At 44.0% G+C, this 15,129-nt stretch carries 12 protein-coding genes; 1 reads left to right on the forward strand and 11 read right to left on the reverse strand.

Annotated features, from left to right (window positions below):
* Window positions 1-245: 245 nt before the first annotated feature.
* Together guaA and guaB are read right to left on the reverse strand one after the other, a co-directional pair.
* Entirely contained in the window at window positions 246-1,823 is a 1,578-nt protein-coding gene (guaA, locus tag GQR89_RS15150; protein WP_158770815.1) for a glutamine-hydrolyzing GMP synthase, read from the reverse strand.
* A gap of 78 nt (window positions 1,824-1,901) precedes the next feature.
* Entirely contained in the window at window positions 1,902-3,371 is a 1,470-nt protein-coding gene (guaB, locus tag GQR89_RS15155; protein WP_158770816.1) for an IMP dehydrogenase, read from the reverse strand.
* 103 nt (window positions 3,372-3,474) lie between these two features.
* Between guaB and xseA the strand changes: the two genes are divergently transcribed.
* Entirely contained in the window at window positions 3,475-4,809 is a 1,335-nt protein-coding gene (gene xseA, locus GQR89_RS15160; protein ID WP_158770817.1) for an exodeoxyribonuclease VII large subunit, read from the forward strand.
* Between the two features lie 114 nt (window positions 4,810-4,923).
* Here the strand turns inward: xseA and der are convergent, their stop codons facing one another.
* From der to ndk, 9 genes are all read right to left on the reverse strand, one after another.
* The gene (der, locus tag GQR89_RS15165; RefSeq protein ID WP_158770818.1) at window positions 4,924-6,372 is read right to left on the reverse strand and encodes a ribosome biogenesis GTPase Der; all 1,449 of its coding nucleotides are present in this window, start codon (window positions 6,370-6,372) and stop codon (window positions 4,924-4,926) included.
* Between the two features lie 86 nt (window positions 6,373-6,458).
* Entirely contained in the window at window positions 6,459-7,688 is a 1,230-nt protein-coding gene (bamB, locus tag GQR89_RS15170) for an outer membrane protein assembly factor BamB (protein ID WP_158770819.1), read from the reverse strand.
* A gap of 10 nt (window positions 7,689-7,698) precedes the next feature.
* Window positions 7,699-8,322, reverse strand: a complete 624-nt coding sequence (locus GQR89_RS15175; protein ID WP_158770820.1) for a tetratricopeptide repeat protein — start codon at window positions 8,320-8,322, stop codon at window positions 7,699-7,701.
* 68 nt (window positions 8,323-8,390) lie between these two features.
* Window positions 8,391-9,671, reverse strand: coding sequence for a histidine--tRNA ligase (gene hisS / locus GQR89_RS15180; RefSeq protein ID WP_158770821.1), 1,281 nt, complete (start codon window positions 9,669-9,671; stop codon window positions 8,391-8,393).
* Window positions 9,672-9,784: 113 nt separating this feature from the next.
* Window positions 9,785-10,903 (reverse strand): flavodoxin-dependent (E)-4-hydroxy-3-methylbut-2-enyl-diphosphate synthase, encoded by a 1,119-nt coding sequence (gene ispG / locus GQR89_RS15185; protein ID WP_158770822.1) that lies wholly within the window; start codon window positions 10,901-10,903, stop codon window positions 9,785-9,787.
* Window positions 10,904-10,981: 78 nt separating this feature from the next.
* Entirely contained in the window at window positions 10,982-11,992 is a 1,011-nt protein-coding gene (locus tag GQR89_RS15190) for a RodZ domain-containing protein (RefSeq protein ID WP_158770823.1), read from the reverse strand.
* Between the two features lie 33 nt (window positions 11,993-12,025).
* Window positions 12,026-13,018, reverse strand: a complete 993-nt coding sequence (pilW, locus tag GQR89_RS15195) for a type IV pilus biogenesis/stability protein PilW (protein WP_158772282.1) — start codon at window positions 13,016-13,018, stop codon at window positions 12,026-12,028.
* A gap of 20 nt (window positions 13,019-13,038) precedes the next feature.
* Window positions 13,039-14,181 (reverse strand): bifunctional tRNA (adenosine(37)-C2)-methyltransferase TrmG/ribosomal RNA large subunit methyltransferase RlmN, encoded by a 1,143-nt coding sequence (locus GQR89_RS15200; RefSeq protein ID WP_158770824.1) that lies wholly within the window; start codon window positions 14,179-14,181, stop codon window positions 13,039-13,041.
* Between the two features lie 131 nt (window positions 14,182-14,312).
* Entirely contained in the window at window positions 14,313-14,744 is a 432-nt protein-coding gene (ndk, locus tag GQR89_RS15205) for a nucleoside-diphosphate kinase (protein WP_158770825.1), read from the reverse strand.
* Between the last annotated feature and the right edge of the window lie 385 nt (window positions 14,745-15,129).

Consider the following 15,129-nt stretch of genomic DNA (forward strand, 5'->3'; position numbering starts at 1 on the left):
CGATATGGCGCGGCACTGCAAGGCATACCTCAATGTTATGTTTCAACAAGTTGATAGGCTAACTTTCGGTAACCTACTTTACACTGCACAATGATATCAGTAATGAATATGACCTCTCTCAGCGGCGACCGACATAGTCGCCGCTGAGAGCAGGATGATTTACATATTATCAAAAGTGTATTTGTGCTGCCCGCCATCTAAACAAAAAAGCTTCGAACGCTCATTATCGAGGCAACTACTGCCCCTTACTCCCATTCAATTGTCGCTGGAGGCTTACCTGAAATATCGTAAACAACGCGAGAAATACCATCGATTTCATTAATGATGCGGTTTGATACTTTCCCTAGAAACTCGTACGGTAAATGTGCCCAGTGCGCCGTCATAAAGTCGATTGTTTCAACGGCTCGCAATGATACAACCCAATCGTATTTGCGCGCATCGCCCATCACGCCTACCGATTTAACAGGCAAAAATACTGTAAATGCTTGACTGACTTTGTTATACAAATCGTGGCTATGCAGCTCTTCGATAAAGATCGCATCAGCCCTGCGCAGTAAGTCACAATATTCTTTTTTAACTTCACCTAACACACGTACACCGAGACCTGGTCCTGGAAAAGGATGGCGGTATAGCATGTCGTACGGCAAACCTAACTCGAGTCCAATCTTGCGCACTTCGTCTTTAAACAACTCTCGAAGTGGTTCAACTAAGCCCATCAACATATCTGCCGGTAAGCCACCCACATTGTGATGCGATTTAATCACATGGGCTTTACCTGTTGCTGAGCCAGCAGATTCAATGACATCAGGGTAAATGGTGCCTTGAGCTAACCATTTTGCATTTTTAAGTTTCTTGGATTCTTCATCAAAGACTTCAACAAACACGCGACCAATAATTTTACGTTTGGCTTCAGGCTCATCCGTACCTGCAAGTGCAGACAGGAACCGCTCTTCTGCTTCAATTTTTATAATATTGAGGCCAAAGTGGTCACCAAACATATCCATCACTTGCTGACCTTCATTCAGACGAAGTAAACCGTTATCCACAAATACGCACGTTAGTTGTTTACCAATCGCACGGTGCAACAACATAGCAACGACTGAGGAATCAACGCCGCCTGACAGGCCTAAAATAACCTCATCGTCACCGATTTGCTTTTTCATGCGTGCGATTGCGTCTTCAATTATCGCATCAGGGGTCCATAATTTGTCACATTTGCAAATATCGAGTACAAAATGTGACAACATGCGATGACCTTGGCGGGTGTGGGTCACTTCCGGGTGAAACTGCACACCGTAGAATTGTTTTTCGTGGTTCACGATGGCAGCAAACGGACAACTATCTGTTTTGGCTGCCGTAATGAAACCTTCAGGCACAGCAGACACTTTATCACCATGACTCATCCATACATCAAGCAAGGCATTGCCATTGGGACTAACGTGATCTTCAATGTTATCCAGTAATGCCATCTTTTCGACAACTTCTACTTGGGCATAACCAAATTCACGCATATCTGAACCTAATACTTCTCCGCCCAGCTGCTCAGCCATGGTTTGCATACCATAACAAATGCCAAACACGGGCACACCTGCATCAAATACGTATTGCGGCGCCCTGGGAGAGTCTTTGGCGTGAACAGATTCAGGACCACCTGATAATATAATGCCATTAGGATTAAATTCACGAATTTGCGCTTCGGTAACATCCCATGCCCATAACTCACAATAGACTCCTATCTCCCGCACGCGTCGTGCAATAAGTTGAGTATATTGAGAACCGAAATCGAGAATTAGTATGCGTTGTTCATGAATGTTTGTTGTCATCTTGGTACTCGTATTTAAAAGCGCAATGGCGATAAAAAAAGGCTGGTTAATAACCAGCCCAATAGTCGATGTAGATCTTTATCCTAAGCGGTAGTTTGGCGCTTCTTTGGTGATACTCACGTCATGCACATGAGACTCGCCCATGCCTGCGGCGGTTACCTTCACGAACATCGCTTTAGTGCGAAGATCATCAATGGTGGCAGAACCAGTCAACCCCATAGCCGAGCGTAAACCGCCCATTTGCTGGTGAATAATAGTAGATATAGGCCCTTTATAAGCAACGCGACCTTCAATTCCTTCAGGAACCAATTTCTCTGCGTCATTACTATCTTGGAAATAGCGGTCTGACGAACCATTGTTTTGGTCCATTGCACCAAGAGAGCCCATGCCACGATAAGATTTGTAGTAACGACCTTGATATAACTCAACTTCTCCAGGTGCTTCTTCCGTACCGGCTAATAAGCTGCCAACCATGACGCAACTTGCGCCGGCTGCTATCGCTTTAGCAATATCACCTGAGAATCGAATGCCACCATCCGCTATCACAGGTATGCCGGTACCCTCTAATGCTTCAACGGCATCTGAAACAGCGGTAATCTGTGGCACACCACAACCGGTGACGATACGCGTAGTACAAATAGAACCAGGGCCGATCCCTACTTTAACAGCATCGACACCTGCATCAGCTAGCGCCTTAGCGCCTTCGCCTGTGGCAACATTACCGGCAATTAATTGCACATCAGGGAAATCAGCTCGTACTTTTTTCACTCTGTCAATAACACCTTGAGAGTGGCCATGTGAGGTATCAATCAATAATACGTCTACGCCCGCTTCTACCAGCAATTGGATACGTTCGTCAGTTCCAGCGCCAACACTTACCGCAGCACCTACACGTAAGCGTCCTAACTCATCTTTGCAAGCATTAGGTTTGCTTTCGGCTTTTTTGAAATCTTTGACGGTGATCAAACCAGTTAATCTGAATGCATCGTCGACGACGAGGATTTTTTCGATGCGGTGTTCGTGCATCAATTCCAGTACTTGTTCGGAATGAGCACCTTCTTTAACCGTAACTAAATCTTCTTTGCGCGTCATCACTGAGGAAATAGGTTGATCAAAACGCTTTTCAAAACGCAAATCACGGCCAGTAACGATGCCCACTAGCGCATTGTCTTTATCTACAACTGGAAAACCAGAAAAACCATGATGCTTACTCAAGGCATTAATTTCGCCAATCGTTGCATTAGGTGAAACGGTTACCGGATCTGATACCACGCCACTTTCGTATTTTTTCACCATACGAACATGATCAGCTTGCGCTTCAGGAGGCATATTTTTATGAATAAAACCGATACCCCCTTCTTGCGCCAGCGCAATAGCAAGGCGTGCTTCAGATACTGTGTCCATAGCAGCAGAAACAAGTGGGATATTTAAGGTAACACCGCGGGTTAATTTGGTAATCAAATTAGCGGTATGGGGAAGAACGGTTGAGTGCCCAGGCACTAACAACACGTCATCAAACGTAAGAGCTTCTTTTGCGATCCGCAACATGCAACAACACCTTTAAAATGGGTTTTTATTGCGGCGCAATTGTAGCCGCTTTACCTTATCAGGTAAACTCCATTCCTGTTATTTATTTAAGATTTTGTGCCTTATGTTTAGTGCGTCACCCGCAAACCGAAATATCTTCACCGTAAGTAAGCTCAATCACTTGGCTCGCTCGATATTGGAATCAGAAATTGGCCAAGTTTGGCTCAGTGCTGAAATATCAAATTTCGTGGCTGCTAGCTCAGGTCATTGGTATTTCACACTCAAAGATAATAAGGCGCAAATAAAAAGTGCCATGTTCAAAGGGGCTAATCGAAAAGTTATCACGCGCCCAAAAGAAGGAGATAAAGTTTTAGTTCGGGCAAATTTAAGTATTTATGAGCCAAGAGGTGACTATCAACTTATCGTCGAGCACCTTGAACCTGAAGGCGAAGGCCAACTTAAACGTCAATTTGAAGAACTAAAGCGTAACTTATTGGCACAAGGCTTGTTTGCAAGTGACATAAAACAATCACTACCCAACACAATTAACCGCATCGGCATTGTGACGTCGGCAACTGGCGCAGCACTGCACGATATTTTAACGGTGTTGCAACGTCGCAATCCAGCCCTTGAAGTAGTCATTTATCCAACTCAGGTGCAAGGTGTAACTGCGAGCAAACAAATATGCCGTGCGATAGCGCTAGCTAACCATCGCAGGGAGGTCGATGTATTGATAGTCGGCCGAGGCGGCGGCTCGCTAGAAGACTTATGGTGCTTTAATGAAGAGAACGTCGCTTGGGCTATATACCACAGTGATCTCCCCATCGTCAGTGCTGTAGGTCATGAGGTAGACATCACCATAGCTGATTTTGTTGCCGACTTGCGCGCGCCAACCCCTTCAGCTGCCGCTGAGCTGGTAAGCCAATCCCAAATTGAAATGCTCAGCGCCTTAGGAGCCAAACGCGATAGATTGTTCAAAAGTACGCGCACACTGCTTAAAGAGCTGCAGTATCAACAACAATCGCTCACACAAGAACTCAATGGCTACCACCCTCGTAATCAGTTACGCCAGCATATGCAACGGGTTGATAGTCAACTCACTGCGATTTCTCATAGTATGGCAACGCAACTTATGCGTGCGAAGCAAAGCAGTGAGAGCCGAATCAGTAAATTACAGCAATTCTCACCCGTTAACGTATTGAAAGAGCAGCAAGGCAAACACAGTTTGTTGTCTGAGCGTTTAACAAAAGCATGGCTGAGGACTTTCGAGCAACGCCAACAACAGCTAGCAAACAGCAGTCATTTGCTCGATACAGTCAGCCCATTGGCAACTCTGGCGCGCGGTTACAGCATCACATTTAAAGGTAAAGAGGTCATCAAAAGCCAGTCTGAGCTGACCAAAGGCGATGTCATTACCAATCGCTTTGCTGACGGTGAGACCAACAGCACGGTCATTTAGCCTGAGAAAGACGTAAAACTGTAAAGCGAAGTAAACAAAAAGCCCTTTAATCACAACATGATTAAAGGGCTTTTTCATTTCCAGTGGATTGGTCTTGGATGCCGAATTCCCTGACTATTTATTGTTCTTGTGCATACGCATTAATAATTTACGTTTACGGCGTTGAGAATCGTTCATGATATTTTTATTACTCTCGAAAGGATTGGCCCCTTCGCGAAACTCAATTTTGATCGGCGTGCCCATCACTTTCAATGACTTACGGAAGTAATTCATCATATAACGTTTATAGGAATCCGGCAGGTCTTTCACCTGATTACCGTGAATCACAATGATGGGTGGGTTGTAACCACCCGCATGTGCATATTTCATTTTAACTCGGCGGCCACGCACAACTGGCGGCTGATGGTCAGCTTGGGCCATGTCCATAATACGCGTTAGCATTGAAGTATTAATACGCTTGGTCGCACTGTTATAAGCCTCTTGTACCGACTCAAACAAATGCCCGACGTTAGTACCGTGCAAAGCTGATATAAAATGCAAACGGGCAAAATCTATAAAACCTAAACGTCTGTCTAATTCACGCTTGATTTCTTCTTTCACGTCTTTGGCTAAACCATCCCACTTATTTACCGCAACAACAAGTGAACGACCAGAATTAAGCACGAATCCTAATAAACTAAGATCTTGATCAGTCACGCCTTCTTGCGCATCGATCACCAATAATACAACATTCGCTTCTTCAACAGCCTGTAACGTTTTAACGATCGAAAATTTTTCAACGGCTTCGGATATGTTTCGGCGCCTGCGCACTCCGGCAGTATCAATAAGTACGTATTCCCTACCGTCACGCTCCATAGGAATAAAAATACTATCTCGGGTTGTTCCGGGCTCGTCGTACACCACGACCCGCTCTTCACCTAGAATACGATTAGTCAGCGTGGATTTACCAACGTTGGGCTTGCCCACGATGGCAAGTTTGATGGGCGATGCGAGCAATTTTTCAAGTTGTTTTTCAGCGTCAATCTCTTCAACAACGCCATCATCTTCTGGCACTTGCATATCCGGAAACTGTTCGGAGAGAGGCATCAAGGTCAATGTCAATAATTGCGTTACACCTCGACCATGGGCTGCGGCAATTTGGCTAACATCACCTAAACCTAAAGCAAAGAAATCAGCGCTTTCACTGTCACCATCGATTCCGTCAACTTTATTGGCTACAACATAAACTGATTTATTCTGTTTACGTAAATGCTCAGCAATACCTTGATCAGCGGCCGTCAAGCCGGCCCGAGCGTCAACTAAAAACATGACAACATCGGCTTCATCAATCGCCATCAGTGACTGCTGAGCCATTGCTACATCGATACCTTGTTCGTCGCCACTGATGCCACCAGTATCGACCACAATAAACTGTAGTCCTTCATAATTAGCCTGACCGTATTTACGGTCACGAGTTAATCCAGGGAAATCCGCAACTAACGCATCTCGAGTACGCGTTAGGCGATTAAACAACGTGGATTTACCCACATTAGGGCGGCCAACTAAGGCAACAACGGGTAACATATTTCACAATCCTTAAAACGCAAACGGCTCAGGAGAAGCCTGAGCCGGTAATAATATAATAGTGGCGTGAGCCAACTAAAGGTCTGTTAGGGAACTTGGATCGCCACTAACTTACCATCGCGAGTCTGAGTATACAGCATCTTACCATCAACCACTGGCGCACTATAAATACTCTCATCTTCGTCATCGCCACCCACATCAACCCGAGCGACTATCTTTCCGTCAGTTTGGTTGAAAAAATGCAAGAAACCCCACTTGTCACCTGCTACTAGGTAGTCCCCGACAGGTTCAGCAGCCGTTAATAAACGCTGCTTCAAAGCACCTTGACTCCATAGCTCGATACCATTTCGTGCATCAAGCGCATACACATTGCTGTTTGCATCAACAACAAACAAAGTATTCCCCGCTTGGGTTAAACGACGATATGATTTGTATTCACGTTTCCAAATAATACGACCACTTCTAAGTTCAACCGATGCTAAACTGCCATCGAAAGAAATCACATAAATGACGCCACCTGAAACCAATGGTTTGCTATCGATATCTACGATGCGGTCGAGCTCAGTTGCTCCCGTTGCAGAACCGATAGGTTGCTCCCAAGCTGTTTGGCCTGTTCCTAAAATATTGACGGCTAATTTACCAGACGCAGTACCAACAATCGCTCCGCCATTTGCTGCAACAGGTGCCGCAATACCACGTAGGGATAATGGAGGAACATCAGACTCATAAGACCAAACTTGCTCACCTGATTCCGCATCTAGGCCGAACATTAAACCGGAGCCGGTATTTATAACCACTATGCCCTCGTCAATTGCGGGCGATGCAAGTACTTCACCTTTCACTTTTACTGACCACTTTTGTTCACCTGTGTGAACATCAAGGGCAGTAACATCACCGTTCTCTGTGCCAAAAAACAGTGTTTCGTAAGCAACCGCTAAACCACCTGCTATTTTAGCAGAAACGCCACTTGACCATAAGTTAGTGATGCTTGAAGTAAACCCTTCGTGGTTAAAGACTGCATAATTTTTATGCCAGATTTCTTTGCCAGTTTCTTTACTATAGGCGGCCACTTTCCCTTGACGATTAGCAGCAAATACCATGTCGTAAGCAACCGCAGGTTTTAAGCGAGAGAAATAACGGTCAATACCATCACCTAATTCGGTATCCCAAACAGTGGTGGGCGTAAATTCAGCATCAATAGGTTTAAGAATGCGAATTTCTAATTCTTCGTCATCGGTAAACCAACCTGAAATAGTGCTACAGGCTGATAAACCAAAGGTGCTGACAAGTAGCAACGGCAGTAATGCTTTCTTCACGTTTCGATCCTTACCCATTGGCCGCAAGTGCCAAGTTATCGAGCTTCATTTTTACAATATTATTAGCACTATTAGCTGCAAGTGCTGCGCTATAAGCGCTACGTGCTTTATCAAACATTTCTTGCTTAACGTAAATATCACCTTTAATTTCTTGCTGCTGCGCACTAAATGCAATCGCAGTCACTTTCTCAATACTGGCAAGCGCTTTCTCTGGTTGCTCTAGTGCTAATTGCACACGAGCTAAACGTAGATTAGCAAGCCCATTGACTGCTTCACTATCGCTATTGTTAGCCGCAAAAGATAATTGCTTTTCTGCTTCGTTTAAGTCTTTACGATCAATCGCTTGCTGAGCAAGTTGGAAAGCCATTAATAGGGCATAACCACTATCACTATTTTGATCAATGTACTGCTTTGCTTCACCAAAGCTTGCATCTTTTGCTAGCAAAGATGCGGTCTGCACTTCAAAGGCTGCTGATGCTTGTTCTTTAGAGGCAATTTGTTCATCGTTATAATAACGCCAACCCCACAAGCCACCTAAACCGAGTACCGCGCCGACAATAATCGCTGTGCCGTTCTCTTTCCAAAATCGTTTTATCGCTTCAACTTGTTGTTCTTCTGTTTCGTAATGTTCCATCGCAACTTCCTCTGACTGCAGCACTGGCTTTATATCAAGCAGTGACTATTTATCTGTTCAAACACGGATTAAAGTGAAAAGAGCTCGGTTAATGTCGATTCTAACGCTGAGCGAGCAACCTGAATTTGCGGTTTATCTTCACGTAAAAACTTAATGCTTACTAACTCTTCTTGTTGTTCGGTCTCCCCTAGCACCAAAGCAACACGGGCAGCACTTTTATCTGCACGCTTCATTTGTTTCTTAAAGTTACCGCCACCAAAATGGGTTTGTACTCTAAGGGATGGCATGACGTCACGCAAACTTTCTGCAATCTGAAGTGCATAAAGTTCAACTCCGTCACCCATAGCAGTGACATAAACGTCAACTGGGTCGGCAACGAATTCTTCAGCGCCGCATGCCTGAAGCATCAGTACGAGGCGTTCCATACCGATAGCAAAACCGACTCCTTGTGTGGGCTTACCTCCCAACTGTTCTACGAGTCCGTCGTATCGACCGCCAGCACAAACCGTTCCTTGGGCACCTAAACTTTCCGTTACCCATTCGAAAACAGTACGATTATAATAATCTAACCCACGTACCAATCGAGGATTAACTCGGTATTGGATACCTAAGGCGTCTAAACGTTCACACAATGATTGAAAATGTTCTTTAGATTCAGCATCTAAGTAATCAATTAAACTTGGAGCATCACTAATAGCAGCTTGAACCTGAGGGTTCTTACTATCTAATACCCGAAGCGGGTTACTTTCCAAACGGCGAAGGCAGTCTTCGTCCAATTGATCTTTTCTTAGCACAAGGTACTCGACTAACGCTTGGCGGTACGTTTCACGCGCTTCGTTTGAGCCCAATGAATTAAGCTCTAGCGTGACCTGATCGGCAATTCCAAACTTTTTCCATAAACGTCCACTAAGTGCAATCACTTCAGCGTCAATATCTGGACCGGCTAGACCGAATACTTCAACACCGAACTGATGAAACTGACGATAGCGCCCTTTTTGCGGACGCTCATAACGAAACATCGGTCCTAAATACCATAGGCGCTGCTGTTGATGGTAAAGTAAGCCATGTTCGTTGCCCGCACGTACCACACTAGCGGTACCTTCTGGACGCAAGGTTAAACTTTCGTCGTTGCGATCAGCAAACGTGTACATTTCCTTTTCAACTATATCGGTCACTTCGCCAATAGAACGTTTGAAAAGATCAGTACTTTCAACAATGGGTGTGCGGATCTCTTGATAACCGTAACTGGCAACGACTTCACGGATTGCTTTTTCAGCCCACTGCCATAAGCCCGACTGTTCAGGAAGGCAATCATTCATGCCTCGTATTGCCTGTATTTGTTTAGACACTAAAGAAATTCTCTTTGACTAGATAATATTAAAAAGCCCCGTATTATAGGGGCGATGTCGGTAAACGTAAATGAAGACGCGGCTTAATCGCGCTTTTTTACTTAAGTCAGTCTTTAACCAAGGTTTTTTACGTCTATTTTCTTGCTGCTATCGAGCAGTGCAGCTTTCGCTCTTATGCGCTTTTCTAGTTGGTCAACTAAATCGTCGTTCGATAAACGTTCTTTCTGACGCTTACCATCAACATAGTAGCCGCTCATGTTTCGCGCCCCCGTTAAGCCTAAATCTGATACTTCAGCTTCTCCAGGTCCGTTTACAACACAGCCTATAATAGAAACGTCCATCGGGGTTAACAAGTCCTCTAAACGCGTCTCTAATGCATTGACGGTACTGATTACATCGAATTCTTGACGCGAACAACTTGGACAGGCAATAAAATTGATGCCACGAGATCGGATACGTAGAGACTTTAAAATATCAAAGCCTACTTTTATCTCTTCAACAGGATCAGCGGCCAATGAAATACGAATGGTGTCGCCGATACCTTCAGCAAGCAACATACCTAAGCCCACAGCACTTTTTACCGCACCGGCTCTAAAACCACCGGCTTCAGTAATCCCCAAATGCAGAGGTTGATCAATCTTCTGCGCTAAGGCTCGATAAGCGCCTACGGCTAAAAATACATCAGAGGCTTTTACGCTGACTTTAAATTGATCAAAATTCAACTTATCCAAAATATCCACATGACGCATCGCGGATTCAACTAGTGCTTCTGGGGTAGGCTCACCATACTTTTCTTGTATGTCTTTTTCTAGTGAACCACCATTTACGCCAATACGTATAGGAATACCATAATCACGCGCGCAATCGACTACCGAACGGACACGGTCCATGCTGCCGATGTTACCTGGATTAATACGCAGGCAATCTACACCATACTCAGCCACTTTTAAGGCAATACGGTAATCAAAATGAATATCGGCAATTAACGGCACATCAACTTGTTGCTTGATGAGTTTAAACGCTTCTGCTGCATCCATAGTCGGTACTGACACACGAACAATCTCACCGCCTACGGCGACAATACGTTTAATTTGCGCAACAGTCGCATCCACGTCAGTGGTCGGAGTATTGGTCATCGACTGCACTGCTATGGGTGCCCCGCCACCAATAGGAACCTTACCCACATTGATTCTAGTTGATACTCTGCGTTTTATCGGTGACTCTGCAAACATGCTGTTTCCTAACTCAATTTGATAACGTATTTACTCGGTGATAAATCGTAACGGTTTATCGTCGAGTAATTAAACGGATTATAATGACAAAGGTAAGGTGAATTTTGCTGTGCTATTAGGTGTCAGGAAAGACATATCGATATCCTCACCAGCATAACGAATACTGACCTCACTGGGAGCGCCTAAAATAACTTCGAAGGGCGGCTTACCGGATACATTCATAACTCGGCCTGACACTTTGACACCTACAGCGATTGTTTCACCTGTCGCATCCACAATACTTATCCAGCAATCATCAGCAAACTGAAAGACGATTTCAACTAGGCCTTCTTGGTCGATATTTTCAATATCTGTCGTTTCCGTCGTTTGAACTTCAGTCTGCTCAGTAATGATACTTTCAACATTTTGAGCATTATCTGCCAGTGTTTTGCTCTGTGCAATGGAATCGACCTTAGCCGCACTGCCATTTACACTTTCTTGAGTATCGAGTTCACTAGTGTTTTCAAGGGAAGTTTGCAACGTGTTACTTGCAGAACCTTTTGCTGTTTCGTTCGCTAGATTTTCGCCCGTCGTATCAGAAATAAGGTCTTGATTTTGCGCAGGCGTGTTATTCACGTTATTCGAATCTAAAGGGCTGGTTTGAACAGTTGGGGCTTCAAGCGTATCAACTTTATCGTTATCGCTTTGTTGAAACCACCACACCACAACCAAAGCCACTACGACCGCTAATATGAGGTAAGTCACCATCATGAGTTTGTCGTCATTCGCTTGATGTGCGACACGACGAGAGAAGCTCTGAAGTTTCGCAGGCTCTTTCTTATGCATATTCAAATTATCGAGACCATTAAGCACCTGAGCTTCAGATACACCAACCTGGCGCGCATATAATTTGAGATAACCTTTAATAAAGGTCATTGAAATACTCGGGTCGTACTTATCTTCTTCCAAGGCTGTGATTAAGCCAGACTTCAAGTGGATTTGACTGGCAATATACTCGACGGAGAAGCCTTTTTCTAAGCGCGCAGCTTTTAACACCGGGCCTGGGCCATTAACCTGAGTTTCTTCTACTTGTTGCACTTCTTCACTCATTTAACTAACGCTACTCTTAATTTATTGGGACGATTATTTGGGTTCAACAACAATTAATTTTTGCCCGATATATATCGATGCTGGATCAGAAATATTGTTCCATTCCATGAGTTGACTCATATTAACGTTATATTGCAGTGAAAGGCGATAAAGATTCTCTTTCGCTGTAACAACATGATATTGATTCGGTGCTAATTCTTTTTTTGATACTTTGGGTTCGGGCTGTACCGGAGGTAATTCTCTCGTTGGTTCAAACGCATCGCCAACAATGCCACCACCATTTAAATAATCATACGCAGGCTGAAAATCAGGGTACAAGCTGACCAACATATTAGCATAATCCGTCGCGCGCTTAGGTGCCCCAGCTTCCTGCTCTATTTGTACAGCTAGCCATAAACTGTCTGCTGATACTGAGGCAACTCGCTCATAACGTCGTAGACTGTCACGAGCCGCTCCAAAACGATGAGCTTGCAACTGTAACTGTGTCAACAGAAATAGACTCTTTGCTCTTCCTGGCTGATGATTCAAGGCGTCTTGCAAAAAACCAATTGCCTTGTCAAGCGCATTTTGACTTTGACTACACAGCGCCAAATTCTCGTAGGTTTCAGCAGATGAGTTATATACATCACTATTTAACGCTTTGAAAAAATAAACCTTAGCTTGCTCATACTCACCTCTTTCACAAAGAAATGCACCATAGCTATTAGCGATGTCAGCATTTTCTGGAGCTATTTTTATGGCCTTGAGATAGGCCTGAGATGCAGAATCGTACTCTTCTACTTTCTGATAATAGTACGCCATACCGTAATGAACATCTGCAAGTTGAGGAGCAAACTCGAGTGCTTTATCAAGATTGAACTTCGCTTGGCTATAATTACCATTCTTTAAATAGGTTAATCCCAAGGACAATCGTGTTTTAGCAGCTCGTTGCTTATCAAAATCATCTGGACTTGAATAATTGCCTTGACTGACGCAAGCACAAAGACCAAGCACTATAAATAAGCTTAATAAGCGGAAAATTTTCATATGAATAAAGCGGTTAATACTCAATGCTCCACTTTCACCGAAATTTCTTCTCCCTTCATCTGTTTTTTCAACAAACGTTTCGTTCTATCCACTACGTCGCCAACTAATTGGCCACATGCGGCGTCTATGTCATCACCACGGGTTTTACGCACTACGACCATTAAGCCATAGCTAGAAAGCACTTTCGCAAAACGATCAATTCTTGAATTACTCGAACGCGTGTAAGGCGAGCCTGGATAAGGATTAAAAGGAATAAGGTTAATCTTACACGGCGTATCAGCAAGTACTTTGGCCAGCGCATGCGCTTGATCGGTACTATCGTTAACGCCGTTTAACATTACGTATTCAACGGTTACTTTACCTTGGTTAGCATGAGATTTAGCAAGATATCGGCGCACGCTCGCTAAAAACTCTTGAATGGGATACTTCTTATTGACTGGCACAAGTACATCGCGTAGCTCATCGTCTGGCGCGTGTAATGAAATAGCTAATGCTACATCAATCTGGTCGCCTAACATATCAAGGGCTGGCACCACACCTGACGTGCTTAATGTTACCCGGCGTTTTGATAACCCAAATGCCAGATCATCAAGCATAAGATCCATCGCCGGCACCACATTTTTAAGATTCAATAATGGTTCACCCATGCCCATCATCACCACATTGCTGATCGGCCGTTTAGCACTGTCGTTTGACAAACCGATAGTGGTGGCGACACGCCATACCTGCCCAATTATTTCAGATACACTGAGATTACGATTAAACCCCTGTTGCGCAGTAGAACAAAAAGTGCATTCTAATGCACAGCCCACTTGAGATGAAACGCACAGTGTTGCGCGGTCACCATCGGGTATCCATACGGTTTCAACTTCTTGACCGCCTTCTAAACGAAGGGCAAATTTAATTGTTCCGTCAGATGCATCCTGTTGATAAGCGATTTCAGGTGCTTTTATCTCACACTGCGCAGTAAGCTTTTCACGCAATGCCTTGTTCAAATTAGTCATTTGATCAAAATCAGAGATCCCTAATTGATAAATCCATTTCATCATTTGGTCGGCACGAAATGGCTTTTCGCCAATCGAACTAAAATACTCTCTTAAACCTGCACGGTTGAAGTTAAGTAAATTGATTTTAGTCGGTTTTGCTGACATCACTTCTGACATGGAACGGGATACCTCATTTAAAAGAAACTAGTGTACATTTTTTACGCTACAACTGCCATTTTGTTGGCGTAGCTATAGCATTTAGATCGCAAAAGGGAGCCTAAGCTCCCTTAAATACAAACGTTAAAAAATTAACGTGTACGTGGGCAAATTTCTTCGTCAGAGAAGAAGTATGCAATTTCACGTGCAGCTGATTCAGGTGCATCTGAACCGTGACATGCATTTTCGTCAATTGATGCAGCATAGTCAGCACGTAAAGTACCAGCAAGCGCGTCAGCTGGGTTAGTTGCGCCCATGATTTCACGATTTTTAAGAACAGCGTTTTCGCCTTCTAAAACCTGAACCATAACTGGACCAGATGTCATAAATTCAACTAAAGCACCGAAGAAAGGACGTTCGCTATGCTCAGCATAGAAACCTTCTGCTTGTTCTTTGCTAAGGTGAAGCATTTTAGAAGCAACGATACGTAGACCTGCGCTTTCGAAACGGTTGTAAATTGCGCCGATTACATTTTTTGCAACTGCGTCAGGTTTAATAATTGAAAAAGTACGTTCTAAGGCCATGATTGGTCTCCGATAACAAAATAGATGATTAAAAATTCGCGCGGATTATATGCGTTTCCTCGGCAAAAGCCCAACAAATCGGAAAATTAATATAGCGCGGTCAGAAAACGTATGTCTACATCATTGATGAACAGAGAAAATTGGCGTTTATTAGACGCTACAAACTAGTTATGATGCCCTATCAAGAAAAAACAATAAGGAGAGACGGTGTTAAGACTACTTTTTCTATTACCGTTAATTTTATGTTTACTATGGTTTACCTATCTCAGGCTACGGGGGTTTAGCATCAGCCAAGGGAAACAAGGTTTTATCTATATTTTGGCATTTTCTGCCATCATTGCACTATTTTATACTCTAATGCTATGGCTGACCGCCACCTGAAATT

Origin of the sequence: Paraglaciecola sp. L1A13 (assembly GCF_009796745.1) — a bacterium.
Classification (GTDB): domain Bacteria; phylum Pseudomonadota; class Gammaproteobacteria; order Enterobacterales; family Alteromonadaceae; genus Paraglaciecola.

What these genes read in the sequence shown, in the direction of transcription:
- guaA (WP_158770815.1), bottom strand. Translation starts at nt 1,823, where the DNA reads ATGACAACAAACATTCATGAACAACGCATACTAATTCTCGATTTCGGT.
- guaB (WP_158770816.1), bottom strand. Translation starts at nt 3,371, where the DNA reads ATGTTGCGGATCGCAAAAGAAGCTCTTACGTTTGATGACGTGTTGTTA.
- xseA (WP_158770817.1), top strand. Translation starts at nt 3,475, where the DNA reads ATGTTTAGTGCGTCACCCGCAAACCGAAATATCTTCACCGTAAGTAAG.
- der (WP_158770818.1), bottom strand. Translation starts at nt 6,372, where the DNA reads ATGTTACCCGTTGTTGCCTTAGTTGGCCGCCCTAATGTGGGTAAATCC.
- GQR89_RS15175 (WP_158770820.1), bottom strand. Translation starts at nt 8,322, where the DNA reads ATGGAACATTACGAAACAGAAGAACAACAAGTTGAAGCGATAAAACGA.
- ispG (WP_158770822.1), bottom strand. Translation starts at nt 10,903, where the DNA reads ATGTTTGCAGAGTCACCGATAAAACGCAGAGTATCAACTAGAATCAAT.
- GQR89_RS15190 (WP_158770823.1), bottom strand. Translation starts at nt 11,992, where the DNA reads ATGAGTGAAGAAGTGCAACAAGTAGAAGAAACTCAGGTTAATGGCCCA.
- pilW (WP_158772282.1), bottom strand. Translation starts at nt 13,018, where the DNA reads ATGAAAATTTTCCGCTTATTAAGCTTATTTATAGTGCTTGGTCTTTGT.
- GQR89_RS15200 (WP_158770824.1), bottom strand. Translation starts at nt 14,181, where the DNA reads ATGTCAGAAGTGATGTCAGCAAAACCGACTAAAATCAATTTACTTAAC.
- ndk (WP_158770825.1), bottom strand. Translation starts at nt 14,744, where the DNA reads ATGGCCTTAGAACGTACTTTTTCAATTATTAAACCTGACGCAGTTGCA.